The organism is Peteryoungia rhizophila, assembly GCF_004912145.1.
GTDB lineage: Bacteria > Pseudomonadota > Alphaproteobacteria > Rhizobiales > Rhizobiaceae > Allorhizobium > Allorhizobium rhizophilum.
In genome coordinates this window covers 481520-502044 of record NZ_STGT01000001.1, presented here as the reverse complement: position 1 = coordinate 502044, position 20525 = coordinate 481520, and the positions used below count along the sequence as shown (strand labels likewise).

Here is a 20525-nt window from a genome sequence, read left to right as displayed (position 1 = left end):
CGCGGGCAGGGCGCTGGTCACGGCGCTTCTGGTGTCGACAGCAATCGGCGCAGGTCTGGCGACCACAGTTGATCAGGCGGTCGCCCAGAGCAGCGCGCAATCGTCATTTTCGGTGCCGGCGGGCCCTCTGCACCGCGCCCTGACGGCTTTCGGGCGGCAGGCAGGCTTGCAGGTCACCTACCTCTCATCGGCTGCCACAGGCAAAACATCTCCGGGATTTTCTGGCTCCGCGACCCGCGAACAGGCGCTCGCAGAAATCCTTGCCGGATCCGGGCTCACCTATTCCTTCCCGAACGCAACCACGGTCGCGATCTCGGCACCAACAGCCGCCGCCGGCAATCTTGCGAGTGACGGCTCAACGCAGCTGAACACGATCGAGGTCCAGGGCGAAAATGCCTGGGGACCGGTCGACGGCATCGTGGCCACGCAAAGCGCGACGGGCACAAAGACCGGCACGCCGCTGAAGAACACACCGCAGGCCGTCAATGTGGTGACCCGAGACCAGATGGAAGCGCAGGGTGCCGCCACCGTGACGCAGGTCTTGCGCTACACGCCCGGTGTCGTGGCCCAGTATTCGGATACAGATGTGCGACATGACTGGCTGACCGTTCGCGGCTTCATGCCGGGCCGCTACCGGGATGGACTGCGCCTTCCATTCGGCGCACGAGGATATTCCCAGCCGAAGATCGAGCCTTACGGCCTGGAGCGCGCCGAGGTCCTGAAAGGCCCCGCTTCCGTTCTCTATGGGCAGGGCCTGCCCGGTGGCATGCTGAACATGGTCAGCAAGCGCCCGCAGGATGAGGAAATCCGGGAAGTCGAACTCCAATACGGCAGCCATGACCGCTTCCAGGCCGCTTTCGACGTCGGTGGCAAACTCGATGAAGACGGTGCGTTCCTCTATCGGCTTGTTGGTGTCGGTCGCTTGAGCGATACGCAATACGACTATGTCGAAGAACGGAAGGGTTACATTGCGCCGTCCTTCACCTTCAAACCCGATGAAGGAACCTCTCTCACCCTGCTCGGCGAGTACCAGAACATCGATTCCCCCGGCGGCGGTGGCGCACCGGCTCTGACGGCGAATGGCACGCTCTATACGGATGGCTATGCCGAACTGCCGCGAAATGCTTTCCTCGGAGAGCCGGGTTACGATCGGTTCAAGAACGAGCAGGCCTTCATCGGATACGAATTCAGTCACGAATTCAACGACACTTGGACCTTCAAGCAGAACCTGCGTTACGGCTATGTCGATACGGATACGCAGCGCGTCCAGGCATTCTGCCTGGCCGCATGCGACCCCTCCGCGCAGCTTCGCTATGCCTGGGCCTTCCCGGAGAGCTCGCGTCTGTTCACGGTCGACAATCAGGCGATCGCCCGTTTCTCGACTGGTGACGTATCCCATACGGCGATCTTCGGGCTGGACTACTCCTTCGAGAACAGCCGCTTCGAAGAATCGACAACGTCTCCAATCTGGACCCCGTTGAACGTCTACGACCCAGTTTATGGTGCGACCACAATCACGCGACCCGGGACAAACCTCCGGATCGATCAGGATCGCTCGCAGGCGGGCCTCTATGCGCAGGATCAGATCGAGTGGGGCAATGCCGTCTTTTCGCTCGGCGGCAGATACGACTGGGCCGACACGGAAACGCTTGATCGTCAAAGCGGTAAGGCTACCAGGGTCGATCAGACCGACGGAAAGTTCACCTGGCGGACTGGGCTTGTCTACAACTTCGACAGCGGCTTTTCGCCCTATGCGAGCTATTCGACCTCGTTCAATCCGGCGAGCGGTACCGATAGAGCAGGCTTACCTTTCGATCCGACGACCGGGGAGCAGTTTGAAGTCGGCGTGAGATATCAGCCGGCAGGCATGAACAGCTTCATCTCATTGTCTGCTTACGACTTGACCCAGCAAAACGTGTTGGCGCCTGACCCCCTTGATACGAGCAAACGCGTACAGACCGGCGAGGTCCGCATGCGCGGTCTCGAACTCGAAGGCAAGGCGGAAATCAACGACGCGTTTTCGGTCATCGCTTCCTATGCCTATACCGACAGCGAGATCACCCGCGACAACAAGAATGCCAATGGCGTCAGTACTGAAGGCAATCGCCTCGCTTTCGTGCCCGAGCATCAGGCGGCCCTTTGGCTGGATTACAGCGTCCAGTCCGATGGCGCCTGGGGCGGCCTGAGCTTCGGCGGCGGCGCACGTTATGTCGGGCAGACATTTGGTGACAATGCCAATGCCTTTGACGTGCCCGGATACACGCTCTTCGACGCGGCCCTCCGCTACGATTTCGGCAAGGCCGATCCCAAGCTCGAAGGTCTCAAGGCTTCGCTCAATGTGAGCAACCTCTTCGACAAGAAATATGTATCCACATGCATCGGCGCCACCGGTTGCTACTGGGGCGAAGGGCGCACGGTCTATGGGACGCTGAAGTACAGCTGGTGACCGTTCCCGTGAACTATCTTGCGAAACATGCATTGTCGCGGCGGAGTTTTTCCGCCGCGATCGTGGCGTTTATGACGATGCCGCGACGCTCGCGAGCCGAGGCATTCGGCCGCCGCATCGCCGTGCTCGACTGGGCCTGGGCTGAAACCCTTCTGGCTCTCGATATCGAACCTTATGCGGTCACCGAAGCCAGCCTCTACCGGGAAAGGGTTGTCTCGCCCAGGCTGCCGGACGGCGTGATCGATCTCGGATTGCGGTCCTGGCCGAACATGGAACTGCTGAAGTCGCTGCGACCGGAACTCATTCTCACCCAGGCGGGCTATGGTGCGGCGGCATCGTCCCTGGATCCGATCGCGCCGACCCTGGCCTTGCCGCTCTTTACACCGGAGCGGCGCCCCCTAAAGCTCGCCGAAGCCGGTCTTCGAACCATCGCCGAACGATTGGCGCGGGAGCCGCAGGCCGACGCGTTCACTGCTGCTTTCGACAGAGGCCTTGCGGAAATCCGCGACAGCCTACGGTCCTATGATGGCCGACCATTGCTGATCGTCAAATTCGCCGACGACCGTCTGCTCGACATATACGGCCCCGGCAGTCTGTTTCAGGACGTGCTTGACCGGCTCGGCCTTGCCAGTGCCTGGACGGAAGCCGGCAACCATTGGGGTTTTTCGACATCGGGACTGGATGCGATCGCCAGAAATCCTGATGCCAGACTGGTGATCATTGAGCCCGGTCCACCTGAAACGCTGCTCGGCAGCGACTTGTGGAAGGCTATTCCCGCCGTGCGGGAAAACCGGGTCGTGACCATAGAGCCGACCTGGGTCTTCGGGGCTATGCCGTCGGCCTTGCGATTTGCGACGATCCTCGGAAAGGCGCTGCAATCGGCATGAAGTACCGTCTCGTCACTCTCCTCCTGCTGCTGCTCTTCCCTGCGCTCTTGCTGACCGCGATCGGCTACAGCGCGCATGTTCCGCTGTCGCGGATCATGGCGGCCATCCTTCATCCGGATATGGGCACCTTCGGCGAAACCTATCTGCATTACGCGCTTCTGCCACGTTTCTTCGTGGCGCTGCTCGCCGGGGCGGCCCTGTCGCTATCCGGAGTGGTCTTTCAGCAAATCTTGAAGAACCAGCTTGCCGAACCGAGCACGCTCGGGCTCCTCTCCGGCGCTCAACTAGCCATCATGCTGGCCACGCTCGCGTCACCCGCATTGACGGCATGGTCTCGCGAACTGTCGGCGATCGCAGGTGCGCTCACCGCGCTGGCACTGGTCCTTCTGCTGGCATCGGGGCGCGGATTTTCGCCCGTCACCATGCTGCTTGCCGGCATGATCGTCAGCTTCTTTGCAGGAACCGCTTCGGTGGTCCTCGCGCTCTTCAATCACGAATATCTTCGCTCGGTCTTCATCTGGGCAAGCGGCTCGCTCGTTCAGAATGATTTTTCGAATGCCACGGCGCTCGGCTTGCGTCTCGCTGTCTGCGTGCCGCTGCTCGTTCTTCTGGTTCGCCCACTGGCGATAGCCGGTCTCGACGATGCAAGCGGGCGCAGTCTCGGTGTACCAGTCCGCACACTGAGACTTGTTGCCCTGGCGCTCGCTTCCATCCTCGCAGCCTTCGTCGTGGCACGGGTAGGCGTAATCGCCTTTGTCGGCCTCGCCGCCCCTCATCTTGCCAGACTTGCCGGTGCGCGAACCTTTGCCGCGCGGCTTTTCTGGTCTCCCCTTCTGGGGGCTGCACTGCTGCTTCTGGCCGACGGATCGGTCATGGTGATGTCGCGTTACATCGCCGAGGTGCCGACGGGAACGGCGACCGCATTCTTCGGCGCGTTCATGTTGCTTGTTCTCCTGAAGAACATGCGAGCAAATGCGCTTCCATCCGAGGCCCGACCATCGCCATCACGTCGCAGCGACGCGCCACATTTCGCCCTGGTCATTGCGATCGTCCTGCTTCTCGCAATTGCCGTGTTCTCTCTGACCGAGCAGCTTTTCATCGATAGCCTGCCGTTGGGCGAGATGTTTTCGGGGCGATGGCCGAGGGTGCTTGCGGCGATCTGCGCGGGCGCCATGCTGGCACTGGCCGGCGCGATCATGCAGGCCGTCACCGGCAATCCCCTGGCGAGCCCGGAAGGGCTCGGCGTCAGCTCTGGAGCAGCCCTCGGCATTGTCGCGACCCTTCTGCTGGCGGGCACCTTCTCCCCGTTGGTCATGTTGCTGGGTGGAATAGGCGGCGCGCTCGCGACGTTTCTGGTGATGATGGCCATCACCCGCAAATCAGCCCATGCGCCCGGACCGGTCCTTTTGGCGGGCGCTGCCATTGGCACCTTCGCCGCCACGCTCATCTCGCTTGTGCTGGCGAGCGGAGACCCGCGTGCGGTCTACGTGCTCGCCTGGTCCATGGGGCCGACCTACCGTGCCACGGCCATAACCGCGATTGCGGCAATGGTTGTGCTGCTTCTGTCTCTCGCCATTCTTCCGCTCTTTGCGCGCTGGCTGCAAATCCTGCCTCTCGGGGATCAGGCTGCGCGCGAACTGGGGCTTGCCCCCCGCCGTTCCCGCACCGTTCTGATGTCGATGGCCGCGATCCTGACAGCGACCGCGACCTTGATCGTCGGGCCCTTGAGTTTCGTCGGGTTGATCGCTCCCCATATTGCGGCGATGACAACCCCGCCCAGACCGATGATCCGAGCGTTTTGTGCCGCAGCGATCGGCGCGACGCTGATGGCGGCGGCGGATTGGCTCGGGCGCAGTGTTCACTTCCCCTACGAGATACCCGCGGGCGTTCTCGCAGCCCTGGTCGGCGGCCCGTATTTCCTCTGGCTTCTTTACCGGAGACAGCCATGAGGGAGGCGCGTGTCCCGCAGGATCTGCTGTCAGGATTGAACGGCCCGTTGGCACCGATCCGGGCCAGACTGTCCTTTGGGACGGAGCGGCGATTGGTCGTGCCATCAACGCAATTGCTGAGAGGTGATGCGCTTTCACCTCTGCTGCAACGCTACGCACGGCGCTTCGAGGTCGAGCCGGATCGGTATCTGGTTTCCATGTGGTCACAGAAATATCTGGCGACCGTCATCATCCCCATCATGGCATTGGCGATGCTCGGCGGAAGAGCGCTGGATGCCGCCATCGAAAGTACGGCGGTGGTCCTGGATGACGGCGGCGAACCGGTCGCCTTGCGTGTCCCCTGTTCATTCGCCTCTGATGGCAAGGACACGGCCGCGTCCTTGCTCGTTTCAACACATCTGGCACCATGTGTCGCCATCCTCTCAGACTGGAGTGGCCTGTCTCGAAAAGTCCTTTGGGGCAATGCAGCCCACTATCTGGAATGGATCATCCGACAGTTTCCGGGTGGAGAGACACCGATTGCGCTGCCGGCCCCGATGACCGATTCCATCCGCTACGTCGAGGAAGACGGGATACGCACTCGGCGTCGGAAAGTCTGTTGTCTCCGTGATCGTGTTCCGGGTGTCGAAGATTGCGGCAGTCTCTGCCCAGAGAGAAAAATGAGGACCAAATCTTGAACAGACAGAGATCGACATTTGCTCTTCGTGACGTCACCTTCAGTGTGGACGATCGGCCGATACTGCCGCCGCTCACGCTGGAGATACCGATGGATGGTCGGGTTCTCGGGCTGATCGGCCACAACGGTTCTGGCAAGTCGACGCTGTTGAAACTGCTGGCACGACAGCATGACCCGACCAGCGGCAGCATCACACTGGACGGCCAGCGTCTGGATGCATGGGGCGACCGGGCCCTGGCGCGCAAATTGGCCTATCTGGCGCAGCACCTTCCATCGGCAGCCGGCATGACGGTTCTGGAACTCGTCTCCCTGGGGCGTTATCCCTGGCATGGCGCGCTGGGTCGTTTCGGCGAGGTGGACAGGAGAAAGACCGAGGAAGCAATCGAGTTGACGGGCGTTGGTCCGCTTGCCGACCGCCTCGTCGACACCCTTTCGGGCGGCGAAAGGCAGCGCGCCTGGCTCGCCATGCTGGTGGCGCAGGACACGCAGTGCCTGCTGCTCGACGAGCCGATCTCGGCGCTCGACATTGCGCATCAGATCGAGGTGCTTTCCCTGGTCCGGAAATTGTCGCACGAGAAAGGTCTCGGCATCGTCATCGTGCTGCACGACGTCAACATGGCATCGCGCTTCTGCGACACCATCATGGCTCTCCATTCCGGCCGATTGATCTTGCAGGGAGCACCGGAGACGATCATGACGCCGGAAGCACTGCAGCGCGTCTACGGCCTGCCGATGGATGTCATGACGCATGAGCCGACTGGCAGACCCTTGGCGATTGCCCGATAGGGCAGGCTTGGCGCACAAAGTTCAGGGTTTGCTCGCTTGGAACGACGTCGGGAGAATGACCCGGCCAGCACCTGCGGTTCCCGGTCTGGACGAAGCAGCCACTTGTGGTATGGCGGAATAGTTGATAGTGGCGCTCATCTTTTGTCCGCCACTTCGAGTTCGACAATGGTGGGCCCGACACACGGAAATCCCCATGCGCCTATGCCTCGCTGCCATCCTCACACTGCTCTGCCTTGTCTCGCCATCGGCAGCGACTGAACCGGGCTGGGACCCGCGCATAGCCACCGGCCAGCTCGACAATGGCCTGCGCTACTTCCTGCATGACAGCGGCAAGGATACCGATCCGTTCAACATCCGCCTCATCGTGCATGCCGGATCGGTGGATGAACCGGTGCCGAGCGGGATCGCCCATATCCTCGAACACATGGTGTTCCAGACGAATGTGGTGCGTGGCCGCTCCATGCATGAGGAGATCGAGGCGCTCGGCTGGCGCACCGGCGTGCAAATCAACGCGGTGACGCGGGAGGCGGAAACGCAGTTCATGCTGCGCACGCGCCCCGACGACGCACTCGACCTGGCGGGTTCGCTGCAGTTCATGGCCGATCTCGTGCTGAAGCCGGCGCTCGAGGCCGAGGACTGGGAGAAGGAACGCTTCGTCATCCTCGAAGAACTGCGCCAGACCGTCAGCGTCGCCGACCGGGTCAGCCGGCTGAAGAAAGCTGCCCTGCGCTCGGGCTCGCGCTATGTCGATCGGCCGACCATTGGCACCCATGCCGGCATATCGCGAACCTCGATCGCGGAGATCCGCAGCTTCTACCAGAGTTTTTACCGGGCCTCGAACATGACGCTGATCGTCTCCGGCCGCTTCGACCACGGAGCTGCCCGGCAGGCGCTGGAGAGTGTCTTCGGCGCCGCCCCGGCACTCGCCGCTCCCGAGCGCGACTATCGCATCCTGCCCCTGAAACAGGGGCTGAACGTTGCGCTGGTTCAGGACAACGAGGGATCGAGCTCGCAGGTGACCTATGCCTTGCGTCTGCCAATGCCGGACCGCCTGACGGGTGAGGGCCAGATGGCCTATCTGCAGCAATATTTCCTCACGCGGCTGATCCGCGACGCGGTGCAGGCGGAAGGGGCGCATCATGCCGACGTCACGGAAAGCCTCGGCTTTGCGGCGCAGGAAACGACCGAGCGACGGCTGATCCTCGCCTTCAACGCCCGCACCGACAAACATGCGGCTGCGACCTCTGCGCTCGTTGAGACCGTCGAGCGCCTGAATCGCGACGGTCTCTCGCGCAACGGGTTCGAAGAGCTTATGAAACGGGCGCGTGCGATCAATCGAAGCAATCGGGAGGCGGCCGAGAACCGAACCTATGCCGAATGGGAGGACCGCATCGCCTCGGCGGTGCTCACCGGTTCCGTCGTCGACGATCCGGCAGTCCGCACGGCGCGCACGGCTGACCTCCTCGATCGCATCACTTTCGAAGGGCTCAACGCGCGTCTGCGGGAGATGCTCTCCGCCGAGGATCGGGTGCTGTTCTACCAGGCGCCGGGTGGCGTCGAGGTGACGCTTCCGAGCGCGGCTTCGGTCGAAGCAGAGCGCGCGCGCTGGGCAGCCATGGCGGAGCTTCCACCGCGAGAACCGCTTCCGGCCGAGCCTGTGGTCGAAGCGGTGGCTCCAGTCTGGCCCGCCGATCGCCATGTCGACCGATCGGGCCGCATGGTCGGCGAAAGCGTGGCTTCTGACCCCGAGGTGATCGAGTGGCAGCTGTCGAACGGCGACACGGTGGTCTGGCTGGTGCGCGAGACGCCGGACGGAAAAGTCTACCTTTCGGGCCAGTCGCAACCCGGCTACCTCAACCGGAATTTCGGCAGTTCCGCCTCGCAAGCCGCAGTGCAGCTCTTCACCCAGAGCGGCTTTGCCTTCTGGACCCAGGCCGAATTCGATCTATGGGCCGAGAACCAGACGCAGCATTGGAGTATCGCGCTCAAGGAGGGGCATCTGGACGCCGGCATCGCCGCCATGCCGGACAAGCTTCCGGCCCTGCTTCAAATCTATGCCGCGACCAGTGCCTTCGGTGCCGTGCGCGCCGAGGCGGTCGAGGCGCTGGGAGATCAGATCAACGGCGCCGCGCCGGATCATGCGGCTGCGCGGCGGGCCGAGCTGCTCTACGGAACGTCGGGCGCCGCCGACGACATGCAGGCGCTGGTGCAGCTGACGCCGGAGGCGATGACCGGGATCGCGCGCGCCCATTTCGAGCAGCCTGCGACCTGGTATGCCGTTGGGCCGAAACCGGGCAGCGAGATCCGCGACACCTTCGCCTCTGTAATCGGCGCCATCCCGCGCAAGGCTTCAGTGCAACGGGACATCGCGTTGCAGCGTTCCGGGCGACATGTGGCTGACGTCGAAGTGTTTTCCGATGACCGCGCGCGGGTCGAGATTTCCTTTTATGCCGGTCTCGACTGGACGCCGGAGGCGAGTTTCCTCATTTCGACGCTCACACCCATGGCGCAGCAGAGCCTCAAGAAGGAATTGCGGAACAGGCTCGGCGGCATCTACAGCCTGGAATTCGAGCTGGAAGTCGAGCCCGATCAGGATCGCGTGCTCGGCACGCTCGCCTTCTATTGCGCGCCAGATCGGACGCAGGAATTGACGCAGGCAGCCCTTGCTGTTCTCGATGGCATGCCGGAGATCGCCCGGCAGGCGGATGTCGACAAGATCCGTGCCGACATCGCATTTGCCGAAGGAAGCCGCCTGACCGATCCCAACACCTGGCTGCGCCGGCTGGCGCTCAGTCATCGCCGATATGGCGATGCTGGCTACTTGAAGCGCATGCAGGAGCTGGGCGACAAGGTGACTGCTCCACGCCTCGAAGCCCATGCACGGCATATTTTCCGGACCGACAACATCGCGGTCCTGACCAAGCTGCCACGTGGCGCGATGACCGGTCCCGAACGCGAGGTCGAATGAACGGCTTGCCGATCTTTCCGCTCGCCTCGTCTTCGCGCCCTCTGCGGCGGCGGGCGCCTCGCGCGGCCGGAGCCCGGATACCGCGATGACAGGCGACACGCAGCGGCTCGACGAGGCGTTTCTTGGCATGCGGCCATCGCTCTACCGGGCGATCCTGCGCATCGTGCGCGACGCATCCGAGGCGGAAGAGCTGACGCATGACGCTTATCTCAGGGCGCGGAGGGCGCTCGAGCAGGGCACACCCGGCAATGTCGAGGGATTTCTCTGGCAGACGGCACGCAATCTGGCGCTCGATCACCTGCGCCGCCGCAAGGTACGCTCGCTGCACGAAGAGCGGGATTTCGACGCTGCAGACGCCGTGGTCGCCGATCCGCAACCGAGCATCGAAGACCAGGCCATCCAGCGGGACATGGTTCAGGCCTTCAATCGGGCACTGCTCACCCTGCCGCCCCGGGCACGCTCGGCCTGGTGCCTCAACCGGCTGGAGGGCCTTGCCTATCCGGAGATCGCGAAACGGCTCGGGGTCTCGCCCAATACGGTGTTCAACGACATGAAGATGGCCATGGCCGTTCTGCTCGAGATCCGCGAGAGGATGGATCGATGACCCGCTTTGAGGGCCAAGACTACATTTTTTGGGAGGAGGACCGCTTTGAAACGTCACTTTTTATCAAGCACCAATTCAACGGAAGACCGTCATGCCTTCAGTGATTGACGAAAAAACCACAGACTTCCGACATCCCGATCCCGTGACCGATCAGGCGCTGGAATGGGTGCTGAGGTTAGAGGCCGGAGAGGCCGAACGGGCGGCGCTCGATGCCTGGCTGGCCGAAGGCGCGGACCGAGGCGCGGCACTGGCGCGGGTCCGCGCGCTCTACGACTGTCCCGCCCTGACCGTCGCGACAGCCCAGGCGGCGAGTGCGCGGACACGGCCGGGGACGGTGCGTTCACCGGTCGCCTCGGCTTCGATGCTGCGCCGTGCAGCCCCTCTCGCGCTTGCCGCGTCGATCGCCGCAGCTGTCATTGTGCCGCTGCTCGGCAGCGACTGGCTGCTCCGGCTTCAGGCCGACCACCGCACCGATGCCGGCGAAATCACCACGATCGACCTGCCGGACGGATCGCGCATGCAGATGAACAGCCAGACAGCGGTGATGCTGGATTTCGAGAACGGTCGCCGTGCCGTGCGGCTTCTCGATGGCGAGGCCTATTTCGACGTTGTGCATGATGTGACCCGGCCCTTCACTGTGACCGGCGGCTTCGGAACCGTGCGGGTGACGGGAACCGCGTTCAATGTCGCACGCGGCGAAGGCGAAGACCTCGTGCATCTCGATAGCGGCCGCGTGATGCTGGTCCCCGACGGCACGGCCAGCGAACCGGTAGCACTGACGCCGGGACAGACAGCCGCCATCAGCAGCACTGCCATTGCGCTTCTGCCCGATGGCACGGCCCAGCACCGGCTTGCCTGGCGCGACGGCTGGATCGAGCTTTCGGCCGTCCCGCTGCGCACGGCGCTGGACGAGATCGGCCGTCATGTGGATATCAGCATCGTGACGCTACCGGGCACCGTGCTCGATACGCCAGTCAGCGGCAGTTTTCGTATCGCCGAGGCGGGAGCCGCGATCGACAGCGTGGTGACCGCAGCGGGGGCGACAATCGAGCGCCTGCCGGGCGGGATTTTATTCATTCACTAATCGCTCAAGTTTTTTTGTGAGACCGCCTGGGCTCGCACGTCATCCCTTTCAGAACCGCTGCGCATGAGGTGCGGCGGTGGGGTGGCAACAGGGTGACGAGGGCTTCTGGCCCGGGGATGAAATGGCAGAGCGTAGAGTTTCGACCGGCAAGCGCAGGCTTGCCCTATTCATGGTATCTACGGCGCTGGTGTCGGCTTCGGCCGGTTTGCCTCCGCTTCGAGCGCAGGATCTTGCGGCGGGCTCCGCAGCAAACGGCCCACGGGCGATCTCGATCGCCGCCCAGCCGCTCGATGCAGCGCTCCGGGCCTTTACCCGGCAGACGGGCTGGCAGGTCGGCTATGCCGCAGCCCTCGTCTCGGGCCGCACATCCGGCACGGTTGCCGGCGAAACCGATCCTCTCTCGGCCTTGCGTGCTTTGCTCGCCGGATCCGGCATCGAAATCCGCGTCACCGGTGCGCGCACGACTTCGCTCGTCGCGGCCGGCACGATCGACGACGCGGCGGCGGCAGGCACGACCGTGCTTGAGGAAATCACCGTTTCCTCGTCAGCCGCCGGGGTGAAGCTGGGGACTGAAAGCGCTGCGGATACGGGAACGACAGTGCTCGATTCCACTCAGGTCGGCATCCGCACCAGCAGCGCGGATGCCAACAGCTTCCTGCGCGGCCTGCCGAATGTGCAATACCAGGACGACACCAACGACGAGGCAGGCGTCGAGGGGCAGGCGATCCTCAACACGCGCCCGCAGGAAGTCTCGATTTCAGGCGGGCGGACCTATGAAAACAACTTCATCCTGAACGGCATCGGCATCAATACGGTGACGGGGACGGAGGAGCCTTATAACACAGGCAACCGCGGAGAGCTTTCCGACGACGATGCCGCCTACAATGCCGATCGCATCTATGGCCTGCACTCGCAGACGGTGTTTGTCCCGACAGATTTTGTCGAGTCCGCAACGGTCATCGACAGCAATGCGTCGGCCCGGTACGGCTCCTTCCAGGGGGGCGTCGTTGAATACAAGCTGATGGAGCCGGCAACCGACAGGTTGAGGGCAACTGCGTCAGTAGAATACGAAAGCGACTCTCTCGTTCAATACAACCTCGCGACTGAGGATGGTCTGAATCCGAATGAGGTGAAAGAGCCGGAATTCTACAAGAAGAAGAAGGCCTTCTCCGTTACCGGCCCGATCACGGACAATATTGCTGTCATTGGCCAGTACAGCGTGACGGATGCCTGGACCAACAAGGCGAAGAACTACATTTACGGCGACGAGCTGGTGGAGTCAGAATCCAAGAACGAGTTCTATCGGCTGCAGGCCAATGCAGAGACGGATTTCGGCCTGTTCAAACTGGAAGGCATCCACACTGACTACTATCAGGATTTCGAGTCGAACAATTACCGGTCTCTCGAGATCGACACAGCGACCCAGACTTATGCGGGGAAGCTGGAAAACACTTATGAGTTCGAGGACTTCTCGCTCGGGGGCATTCCGCTCTCCAATGTCACGCTCACCAGCAAGGTTACTGCATCGAAATCCGATGCGCTCAATCTTGGCGGCGACGACATCGTCCGCAACTGGAAATCGACCTATTTTCGCTCCGGTGTGCGCGTATTTGAGACCAGCATGCTGGACTGGTGCCGGATTGATGAGACATCAACGACCAGCACTGATTGCCGCGAGGGGGGCATGGGGCGCGAACGTGGTCAGGGGCAGGAGCGCTATACCTGGTCCCAGGATCTGGCAGGCGAAGTCTGGAATGGCACGTTCCGTGCCGGCTACGAGCTCGGCTATACGCAGGCGCGTCGTTGGCGGGCTGCCGATTATGTAAACTACACCTATCGACCTGCTGCGTTCTACACTACGCTCTGGAACGCGGGCATATCGACATTTACCTGCAATACGACGGAAGAGTGCTATGCCGAGCAGTTCGCATACACGAAATCGGTCTATAAAGCCTTCGACATCAAGGCTCAGATTATGCAGGCCAACAGCTATCTGGAACTCGACCAGACCTTCGACGGGCTGAATATCCGCCCTGGCATCCGCTTCGACTATGACGATTATCAGGGCAACCTCAACATCGCGCCACGACTTGTCGCGACCGTGACGCCGATCGAAGATTTCAGCATTTCCGGAGGCTACAACCGGTACTACGACGCCGCGAACCTTGCCTATGCGATCCGCGACCAACAGCCACGCTTTATCACCTATACCAGGGCACCAAGCGGGAATGTCGTCGGCGATTTTACGAGCTCTACCGCCCAGGCCTATTATTCCTTTGATGCTTCAGATCTGAAGACCCCCTACACGGACGAGTTCACTGTTGGGATCGACTTTGTCGATCCGCTGACCGAAGGCGACTGGCGCCTGCGCTACATGCATCGTAGCTCGCGCGACCAATATGCCTCCGCAACACCCACAAGCTCGTCTTATGTTCTGACGAACGGTGCCAAAGGCTCGTATGATTCCTTTACAGCGGAATATGCCAAGGAGTTGCCAACGGCCACCTGGAACCCGGCAGAGAGTTCCCTCCTGTCTGCCTCAATCACATGGGCGGACCGCAATGTCTCAGCCAACAGCTATTTCGTGGACGAGGATGATCTGGAGAACCGGATCTCGTACAAGGGGGCGTCCTACACCAAGGCCGGGTTCAACGCCGTCACCGGTAACATGGATATTCCCCTGCGCGCGCAGGTCAGTCTCACCGGCAGCTTCTTCGACGAACGCCTGGCGCTCGGTCTCTCCGCCAACTACAACTTCGCCTATGAGGGCGTGGCTGACTCAGGTGACAACGAGGATATCGACGGCATCCAGCATGATATATGGGAGGACAAGGCCTTCGACGCAGTGCTGACCGTCGATCTTGCGGGTTCCTACAAGGTCGCCTCCATCGACGAACATGGGCTGACCCTGAACTTTAAGGTGGTCAACCTGTTCAACGAGTTGGGCAATGCAACAGCCGAGGACGGGCAGCCCTGGGTGATCGGCAGAACTCTCTGGCTCGGCGCCTCGGCCGAGTTTTGAGCAAGGGGAGTTCGGTAATTCCCAACGAGTTCGGTACAAGCTCATCATAGCCGCCCCTCTCGGCGCTTTCGCCCAATGCCGATGAGAACCACGACCTTTTTCTCTGGCTCCGGTTCTTCCTATTTCATCGGCAAGGCGGTGGCGACCGAGGACGAGGACTGTGATTTATGAGAGGGGGGCAATGGTTCTGCGTACTTGATTGGCAAGGATATCGCCGGCTCGATTGTGCCGCCTGATTTCCACCACAAGGGTATTGGCACCAGCTGCCAATCATGCTCAGTCACGGGAACGGACCGTGGCTGCGGCCCAAACTGAGGCGCAGGGAGCAATCCATGAACTTATCTGACGCGATCGCTTCGGGTGCGGCCAATCCGTTGGCCCTGTTCTTCATGGCGCTTCTCCTCGGCGGCTTGCACGGTTTTGAGCCGGGGCATTCGAAGACCATGATTGCGGCCTATATCATCGCGACGCGAGGGACCGTGGGCCAGGCTCTGCTGCTCGGCCTCTCCGCTGCCATTTCGCATTCCCTCATCGTGTGGCTTCTGGCTTTTCTCGCCTTGACCTACGGGAATGAACTGATCGGTGATCAGCTCGAGCCATTCTTCATGATGGGCTCAGGGATCCTCGTTCTGTTTCTGGCCCTCTGGATGTTCTGGCAGGCCCGGCGATCAGATACACGCGGCAAGACTGTCGGGGAGCACGTCGCTCCTGACCACGCTCATCGACACCATGACCACGCGCATGATCACGATCATCATCATGACCATGGTGGCCACCATCATCATCACCACCCCGAGGCGGACCACCACCATGCCCATCATGTGCATCCCGCAGGTGATGCACATGCCCGGGCGCATGCCCGCGATCTGGAACGGCGCTTGAAGATGGGGCCGGCCTCGACCTGGCAGACTGTCTTGTTCGGTCTTTCCGGTGGGCTTGTCCCGTGTCCTGCGGCGATCACGGTCTTTCTTCTCTGCCTGCATCTCGGCAAGACGTCGCTCGGCATCGTGCTCGTCAGCGCTTTTTCGTTAGGTCTCGCCATCGTACTGATGACCTTCGGCACGGTCGCCGCGCTGGGCCTGAGTGCGATCACCAGTCGGACCCGCTTATTCGATCGGTTCCTAGGTTACGCCCCCTATGTGTCAGCCTATCTGATCGCGCTGATCGGCCTGATCATGTTGATAGGCGGGGTCGCGCATTACCAGGTGCATCTGACCGACCAAATTTGAGCGGCACGGCGCTCAGCCATCCACCGCTTGTACCCGTCGCATCGACAATTCGATCTGGCGCGAAGTCACGCGCTTCAGCAGAGCTGCATCATGGCTGATGGCGAGGATGCCGAGACCCAGCCTACGACGCTTCATCAAAAAGGACCAGATCTCGACCTGGGTGATCGGGTCAAGCATGGCGGACAATTCGTCGGCGACCAGAAAGCGCGTCTGGGGACTGAGCGCCCTGGCAAGCACGACCCTCTGCAACTCTCCGCCGGATATCTCATGCGGGTAGCGATCGAACCAGGTTCGCGACACACCGATCGCGTCGAGTGTCACATCGTCAGGCTGCCAGGCTTCCGAGATGATCTGGCCCAGGCGCCATCGTGGGTTCACGGCAAAAATGGAGGATTGGTGGACATACTGGACGGCGCCGTATCCCGGTGTAAGCGCTTTGCCATCCAGCAGGACCTGCCCCGCGACCGGGTTCAGATGACCGGCGGCGATCCGGCCGAGCGTCGATTTGCCCGTGCCCGATTTGCCTGAGAGGCCGACAATCTCGCCCTCCCTTATTGTCAGAGATACGCCCTGGAAGAGGAGATTGCCTTTGGCAAAGCCGAAGTCGACCCCTGTCAGCTCGAGCATTCGATGTCTCCGCGACCATCCGGTGTGACCGTGAACCGGTTTCCGGGCATGGCAAGCCATAGCGCCCTTGCATAAGGGTCAGTCAGTTTCGCGCCGTCACCGGAAAATGCGTCGGCCGGTTCGATGCTCACCATCCGCCCATTCTCCAGAATGGCGACCCGGTCGGAGTGGGATACCGCGCTCACGAGGTCATGGGTGATAAGGAGAACGGCCTTTCCGGCATCGACGAGGCGGCGAAGATGGCCGAGCACGCCGCCTGCAGCATCGGGATCCAATCCGCTCGTCGGCTCATCTGCCACGATAAGGTCAGGATTGGCGATCGTAGCCATAGCCAACATGAGGCGGCGTGCCATGCCGCCCGAGACCTGATGCGGATAGAGCGTCAACACCTCGGGGCCGAGGCCGAAGCTATCAAGAGCTTCAGCGAGTCGTTCCTTGGTTCGGGGTATGCCACCGCGCTTTGCCGCCCACTGCAACTGGCGCCCGCAGCGAGCGAGCGGATCGAGATGGCTGAGCGACTGGGGAACGAGAGCCATTCGTCGGCCATTGACGCTTCCACAATGCGCGTCATCCAACGCTGTGCCGTCCAGTCGCATGCTCCCGCGCACCACCGCATTGACAGGCAGGATGCCGAAGAGGGCATGGGCAAGCAGGCTCTTGCCTGCGCCTGAAGCTCCGACCAGTGCCATGACCTCGCCGCGGGCGACCGAGAGGTCTATGCCTGCGAGTGCCTGCACCTCGCGACGATGAACCAACCCGTCATAACGCAGGAAGGAAATGGAGAGGTTTTCGACATCGAGCATCACGTCTGCTCCTGCCTTGGATCGGTCAGCAGCCTCAGCTCGTTGCCGATCGCGTCGAAGCAGAGCACGACCATCAGCAGTGCCAGCCCCGGAAACATTCCAAGCCACCATTTGCCGGCCGTGAGATAACGCATGGAATCCGACAGCAGCACGCCGATCGCGGGTTTCGATGGCTCGAGTCCGAAGCCGATGAAGGTGAGGCCCGCCTCATGCAGGATCGCATGCGGGAACAGCAGGATCAGACCGACCAAGAGCTGCGGCACCAGATGGGGCAGGAAATGATGCCGGCCGATGTAGAACCAGGATTTGCGGAAGTGCCTCGACGCCCGGACGAACTCGGCATGACGCAGTTGCAGGAGTTCGGCCCTCAGGATGCGGGTGAGCCTTGGCCAATGGGTAACGCCCACCGCAATGATCACGGCCGTGGTGCCACCCCCGAGGCTGAAGGAAATCAGGATCAGCAGCACGAAATGCGGAAGGCCCATGGCGGCGTCGATGAGGAAAGACACGGCTTCGTCGGCAAGGCGTCCGCCTGTGGTGGCGACAAGTGCCAGCAGCATGGCGATCACGACCGAAAGGGAGGCCGCGATCAGCCCCACCCAGAAGCTCAGCGCCAGTCCATGCAGCGTACGGGCAAACATGTCCCGCCCGAGCTGGTCGGTGCCTGCGAGATGGCTCCAGGATGGACCAAGCAGGCGGGTGGAGAAATCGGCGTCGATGCCGTAGCGCCCGTAAAGATGGGTCGAGACCAATACGGCGATCAGGGCCAGCGCTGCGACGAAAGACAGTAACAGGGTTCTCATCCTGTTTCCATCACGTGCGCGCTCGGGGGACGAGGGCGGAAGATCGACAATTGCACTCATGCCGGCTTTGCTCCGCGCGACATGCGGGGATCGACGATCCGGTAAAGCAGATCGGCGATCGAATTGCCGAGGAAGACGACAAAGGTCAGCGCCAGCGTGATGGCGAGCAATAAGGGCACATCACCGCGGATCCCGGCCTCGACGGTCGCCTTGCCAAGGCCCGGATAGGCGAAGACCTGCTCGGCGAGAACCGAGCCGCCGAAAAGCTCTCCGAGCGAGGCAAAGAGAACCGTGACTGCCGGAAGAGCGGCATTGCGCGCGCCATGACGCAAGGCGATGTCCATGCGGGACGCGCCTTGCGCTTTGGCATAGAGCGCATAGTCCGACTGCATGATCTCGACCATCTTGGCACGCGTATGCAAGGCGATCTGGGCGACACCGAGTACGGTCAGCGCGACCAGCGGCAGAGCGAGGTGTCGAATGCGGTCGAGAACCGTCACGTCTTCAGGCACCACGCCGATCGGCGTGGCGCAGCAGATCGGCGCCCAGTTGAGCCCGACGGCGAAGACGACCAGAAGCATGATGGCCAGCCAGAAGGTCGGCGTCGAGGCGAGCACATAGGAGTAGACGCGGATGATCCTGTCCGCCCAGGAGCCGGCAAAGGCACCGGCAAACACCCCGAGAGCGAAGCCGAGCACACCCGAGAGAAGCCAGGCCAGCCCCATCAGGGGAAGAGAGGCCTGGAAGCGCGTGAAAAGGACATCGGCGACCGGCGCGTTATAGGTCATGGAATAACCGAGGTCACCTCGAGCGAGGTTCTCCGCCCAGCGCCAGAACTGTGTAATTGCCGGCTGGTCGAGGCCCCATTTCTCGGCAATCAGCGCCCGTTGCTCAGGCCCGACACGCGCGATGTCGGCCCCGAGATAGGCATTGATCGGATCGACAGGGGAATGCTTCGCCAGCGCGAAAGCAGCGATGGCGACCGTCAAGAGCACAAGCACGAGGCGGATCGCCTTTGCCGCGATCAACCCGAACCAGCCGAATTGTCCCGTCTTACTCACACGTCCATTTCCAGTTCTGCATCATCGCGGTGATCGGCCATCCATGGCCATGCGGCTCGATCTGGGGCGTGCCGATCTCGAGGCATTCGTTGACGTAATAGACGTGGTCCAAATTGACGAGCCAGGCCCATGCGGCATCGCCCTTGGCGCCGAAGCCTGTCGTCCCGTCCCACTCGGCTTGTCGCCAGTCGGGAAAGGACGCCTCGAGGCTTTCTGCACTCTGCGCCGCAGAGAGATGCTGGTCGACGACAGGGTTGGAGTAGAAGCCTGCATTGTAGAACTCCACGCCACTGAGGCTCGACTGGTAGAGATTGTAGACCTCGAGCGGCGAATGGCTGCCCCAGCCGAACAGCACCGGCTCGGAATGCATGATGCGGCCGATCTCGTCCCAGCTCTTGCCGGTCGCCGTCGCTTCGATGCCGAGCGCCTTTACCTGTGCCGAGACGGTTTCGGCCAAGGCCCGGCGCGTCGAGTCGGAGGCCGGGTAATTGACGGGGAAGGCTGCCCGCAGGCCATCTTTGACACGAATACCATCACTGCCCACGACCCACCCCGCTTCGTCCAGTACGGACTTGGCCTGCTCCGGATCGAAGGCGAGGGCGGCGTCCGGATTGGACCAGGGCAGACCATCGGCCGGCCCTGCGGCGGGACTTCCATGGCCCAGCAAGGCCACCTCGATCAACTGATTTCGATCGATCCCGAGATTGACGGCACGTCGGATGGCAGGGTCGGCAGTGACATTGTTGCCAACCTTCGTGCCTTCGCCGACAACCTGGCCTTCGTCCCTCGCCATGGGGAAAACGATGCCTCTGTTATCGACGGACTGGGCAACAACCTGCTTGAAGCCCTGTGGCGCCGCATCGGCAGCAGTCGCCGGCACGGAGACCATGTCCACCTGTCCGGCCTGCGCGGCCGCCAGGCTCGTGTCTTCCGAGGTGAAGAGGAAGGTGATCCGCTCGAACGGACCGGTCTCGCCGTAATAGTTCGGGTTTTTCTCGACGATCAGCTGCTGGCCTTCTGTCCATGAGACGAACTTGTAAGGGCCCGATCCGACAGGATTGCGCGCATAGCCTTCGCCATAGCTGTCCGAGGGCACGATGCCGAGTGCATAGAAGTTCTCGGTAAAGGTGATCCAGGGCTTGTTGAGTTTGATCTCCAGGGTCTGGTCGTCGATCACGCGGGCTGCTTCCAGCGCCGTCAGGTCGATGGCACTGCCGATCTTGGCAGCCTCGTTGAAGGTAAAGGCGACGTCCTCTGCCGTAAGCGGCGATCCATCGGAAAACTGCGTGTCCGGCCGGAGCTTGATCGTCCATGTCAGCCGATCATCGGAGAGTGTCCACTCCGTCGCGAGGTCCGGCTTGGTCTTCAGCTCGGCATCGCGCGCGAGAAGCGTCGACTGGAAGAGAGGATGACCATACCGCCCCCATCCCGTCAGCGGGTCATAGCCACCCTCCGGTTCACCACCGATCGCCAGCACCAGTTGCGACTTTGGAGCGGCGAGGGCAGTGCCGGACAGGAACGCGGTGGCGAGCAAGGCCGAAACGGTGATCCGATGAATTGCCATGCTCACGAAACTTCCC

The 20525-nt window shown here is 62.0% G+C and carries 15 protein-coding genes and 1 pseudogene; 11 read left to right on the top strand and 5 right to left on the bottom strand.

Features of this window, described 5'->3' with window-relative positions; genetic code table 11:
- Positions 1 to 31 precede the first annotated feature (31 nt).
- The 11 genes and pseudogenes from E9677_RS02360 to E9677_RS02310 all read left to right on the top strand — a co-directional run bounded on the left by E9677_RS02360 (position 32) and on the right by E9677_RS02310 (position 15651).
- Positions 32 to 2446: a TonB-dependent siderophore receptor gene (locus tag E9677_RS02360; protein ID WP_235882837.1), complete on the top strand. Its 2415-nt coding sequence runs from the start codon at positions 32 to 34 to the stop codon at positions 2444 to 2446.
- A gap of 71 nt (positions 2447 to 2517) precedes the next feature.
- A complete protein-coding gene (locus E9677_RS02355) occupies positions 2518 to 3333 on the top strand; it encodes an ABC transporter substrate-binding protein (protein ID WP_235882836.1) in 816 nt (271 codons plus the stop codon).
- Positions 3330 to 5282 (top strand): Fe(3+)-hydroxamate ABC transporter permease FhuB, encoded by a 1953-nt coding sequence (gene fhuB / locus E9677_RS02350; protein WP_136556484.1) that lies wholly within the window; start codon positions 3330 to 3332, stop codon positions 5280 to 5282. Before E9677_RS02355 ends, fhuB begins: the two co-directional genes overlap by 4 nt.
- Entirely contained in the window at positions 5279 to 5959 is a 681-nt protein-coding gene (fhuF, locus tag E9677_RS02345; protein WP_136556483.1) for a siderophore-iron reductase FhuF, read from the top strand. The genes fhuB and fhuF overlap by 4 nt, the downstream gene beginning before the upstream one ends.
- Complete coding sequence (locus tag E9677_RS02340; protein ID WP_136556482.1) at positions 5956 to 6744, top strand: ATP-binding cassette domain-containing protein; 789 nt, start codon at positions 5956 to 5958, stop codon at positions 6742 to 6744. The genes fhuF and E9677_RS02340 overlap by 4 nt, the downstream gene beginning before the upstream one ends.
- Positions 6745 to 6937: 193 nt before the next feature.
- A complete protein-coding gene (locus tag E9677_RS02335; protein WP_136556481.1) occupies positions 6938 to 9712 on the top strand; it encodes a M16 family metallopeptidase in 2775 nt (924 codons plus the stop codon).
- Positions 9713 to 9797: 85 nt separating this feature from the next.
- A complete protein-coding gene (locus E9677_RS02330; protein ID WP_136556480.1) occupies positions 9798 to 10316 on the top strand; it encodes an RNA polymerase sigma factor in 519 nt (172 codons plus the stop codon).
- 91 nt (positions 10317 to 10407) lie between these two features.
- Positions 10408 to 11400, top strand: coding sequence for a FecR family protein (locus E9677_RS02325; RefSeq protein ID WP_136556479.1), 993 nt, complete (start codon positions 10408 to 10410; stop codon positions 11398 to 11400).
- 121 nt (positions 11401 to 11521) lie between these two features.
- Positions 11522 to 14422, top strand: coding sequence for a TonB-dependent receptor (locus E9677_RS02320; RefSeq protein ID WP_136556478.1), 2901 nt, complete (start codon positions 11522 to 11524; stop codon positions 14420 to 14422).
- Between the two features lie 56 nt (positions 14423 to 14478).
- Positions 14479 to 14593 (top strand): annotated as a pseudogene (locus tag E9677_RS02315) (class 1b ribonucleoside-diphosphate reductase subunit beta); the annotation flags it as partial.
- 161 nt (positions 14594 to 14754) lie between these two features.
- Positions 14755 to 15651 carry a nickel/cobalt efflux transporter gene (locus E9677_RS02310; protein ID WP_205910091.1) on the top strand — a complete coding sequence of 299 codons (897 nt, stop codon included), beginning with the start codon at positions 14755 to 14757 and terminating at the stop codon, positions 15649 to 15651.
- 12 nt (positions 15652 to 15663) lie between these two features.
- On the opposite strand, the gene E9677_RS02305 is transcribed toward E9677_RS02310, so the two are convergent.
- Genes E9677_RS02305 through E9677_RS02285 form a run of 5 tightly spaced genes read right to left on the bottom strand, consistent with a single transcriptional unit; the run spans position 15664 to position 20509 of the window.
- Positions 15664 to 16278, bottom strand: a complete 615-nt coding sequence (locus E9677_RS02305; protein WP_136556476.1) for an ABC transporter ATP-binding protein — start codon at positions 16276 to 16278, stop codon at positions 15664 to 15666.
- Positions 16266 to 17081 (bottom strand): ATP-binding cassette domain-containing protein, encoded by an 816-nt coding sequence (locus E9677_RS02300; protein WP_136556475.1) that lies wholly within the window; start codon positions 17079 to 17081, stop codon positions 16266 to 16268. Before E9677_RS02300 ends, E9677_RS02305 begins: the two co-directional genes overlap by 13 nt.
- On the bottom strand, positions 17081 to 17884 hold the full coding sequence (locus E9677_RS02295) for an ABC transporter permease (RefSeq protein WP_235882835.1): 804 nt from the start codon (positions 17882 to 17884) through the stop codon (positions 17081 to 17083). Before E9677_RS02295 ends, E9677_RS02300 begins: the two co-directional genes overlap by 1 nt.
- Before the next feature lie 56 nt (positions 17885 to 17940).
- On the bottom strand, positions 17941 to 18945 hold the full coding sequence (locus tag E9677_RS02290; RefSeq protein ID WP_235882834.1) for an ABC transporter permease: 1005 nt from the start codon (positions 18943 to 18945) through the stop codon (positions 17941 to 17943).
- On the bottom strand, positions 18938 to 20509 hold the full coding sequence (locus E9677_RS02285; protein WP_168801136.1) for an ABC transporter substrate-binding protein: 1572 nt from the start codon (positions 20507 to 20509) through the stop codon (positions 18938 to 18940). Before E9677_RS02285 ends, E9677_RS02290 begins: the two co-directional genes overlap by 8 nt.
- Positions 20510 to 20525 lie beyond the last annotated feature (16 nt).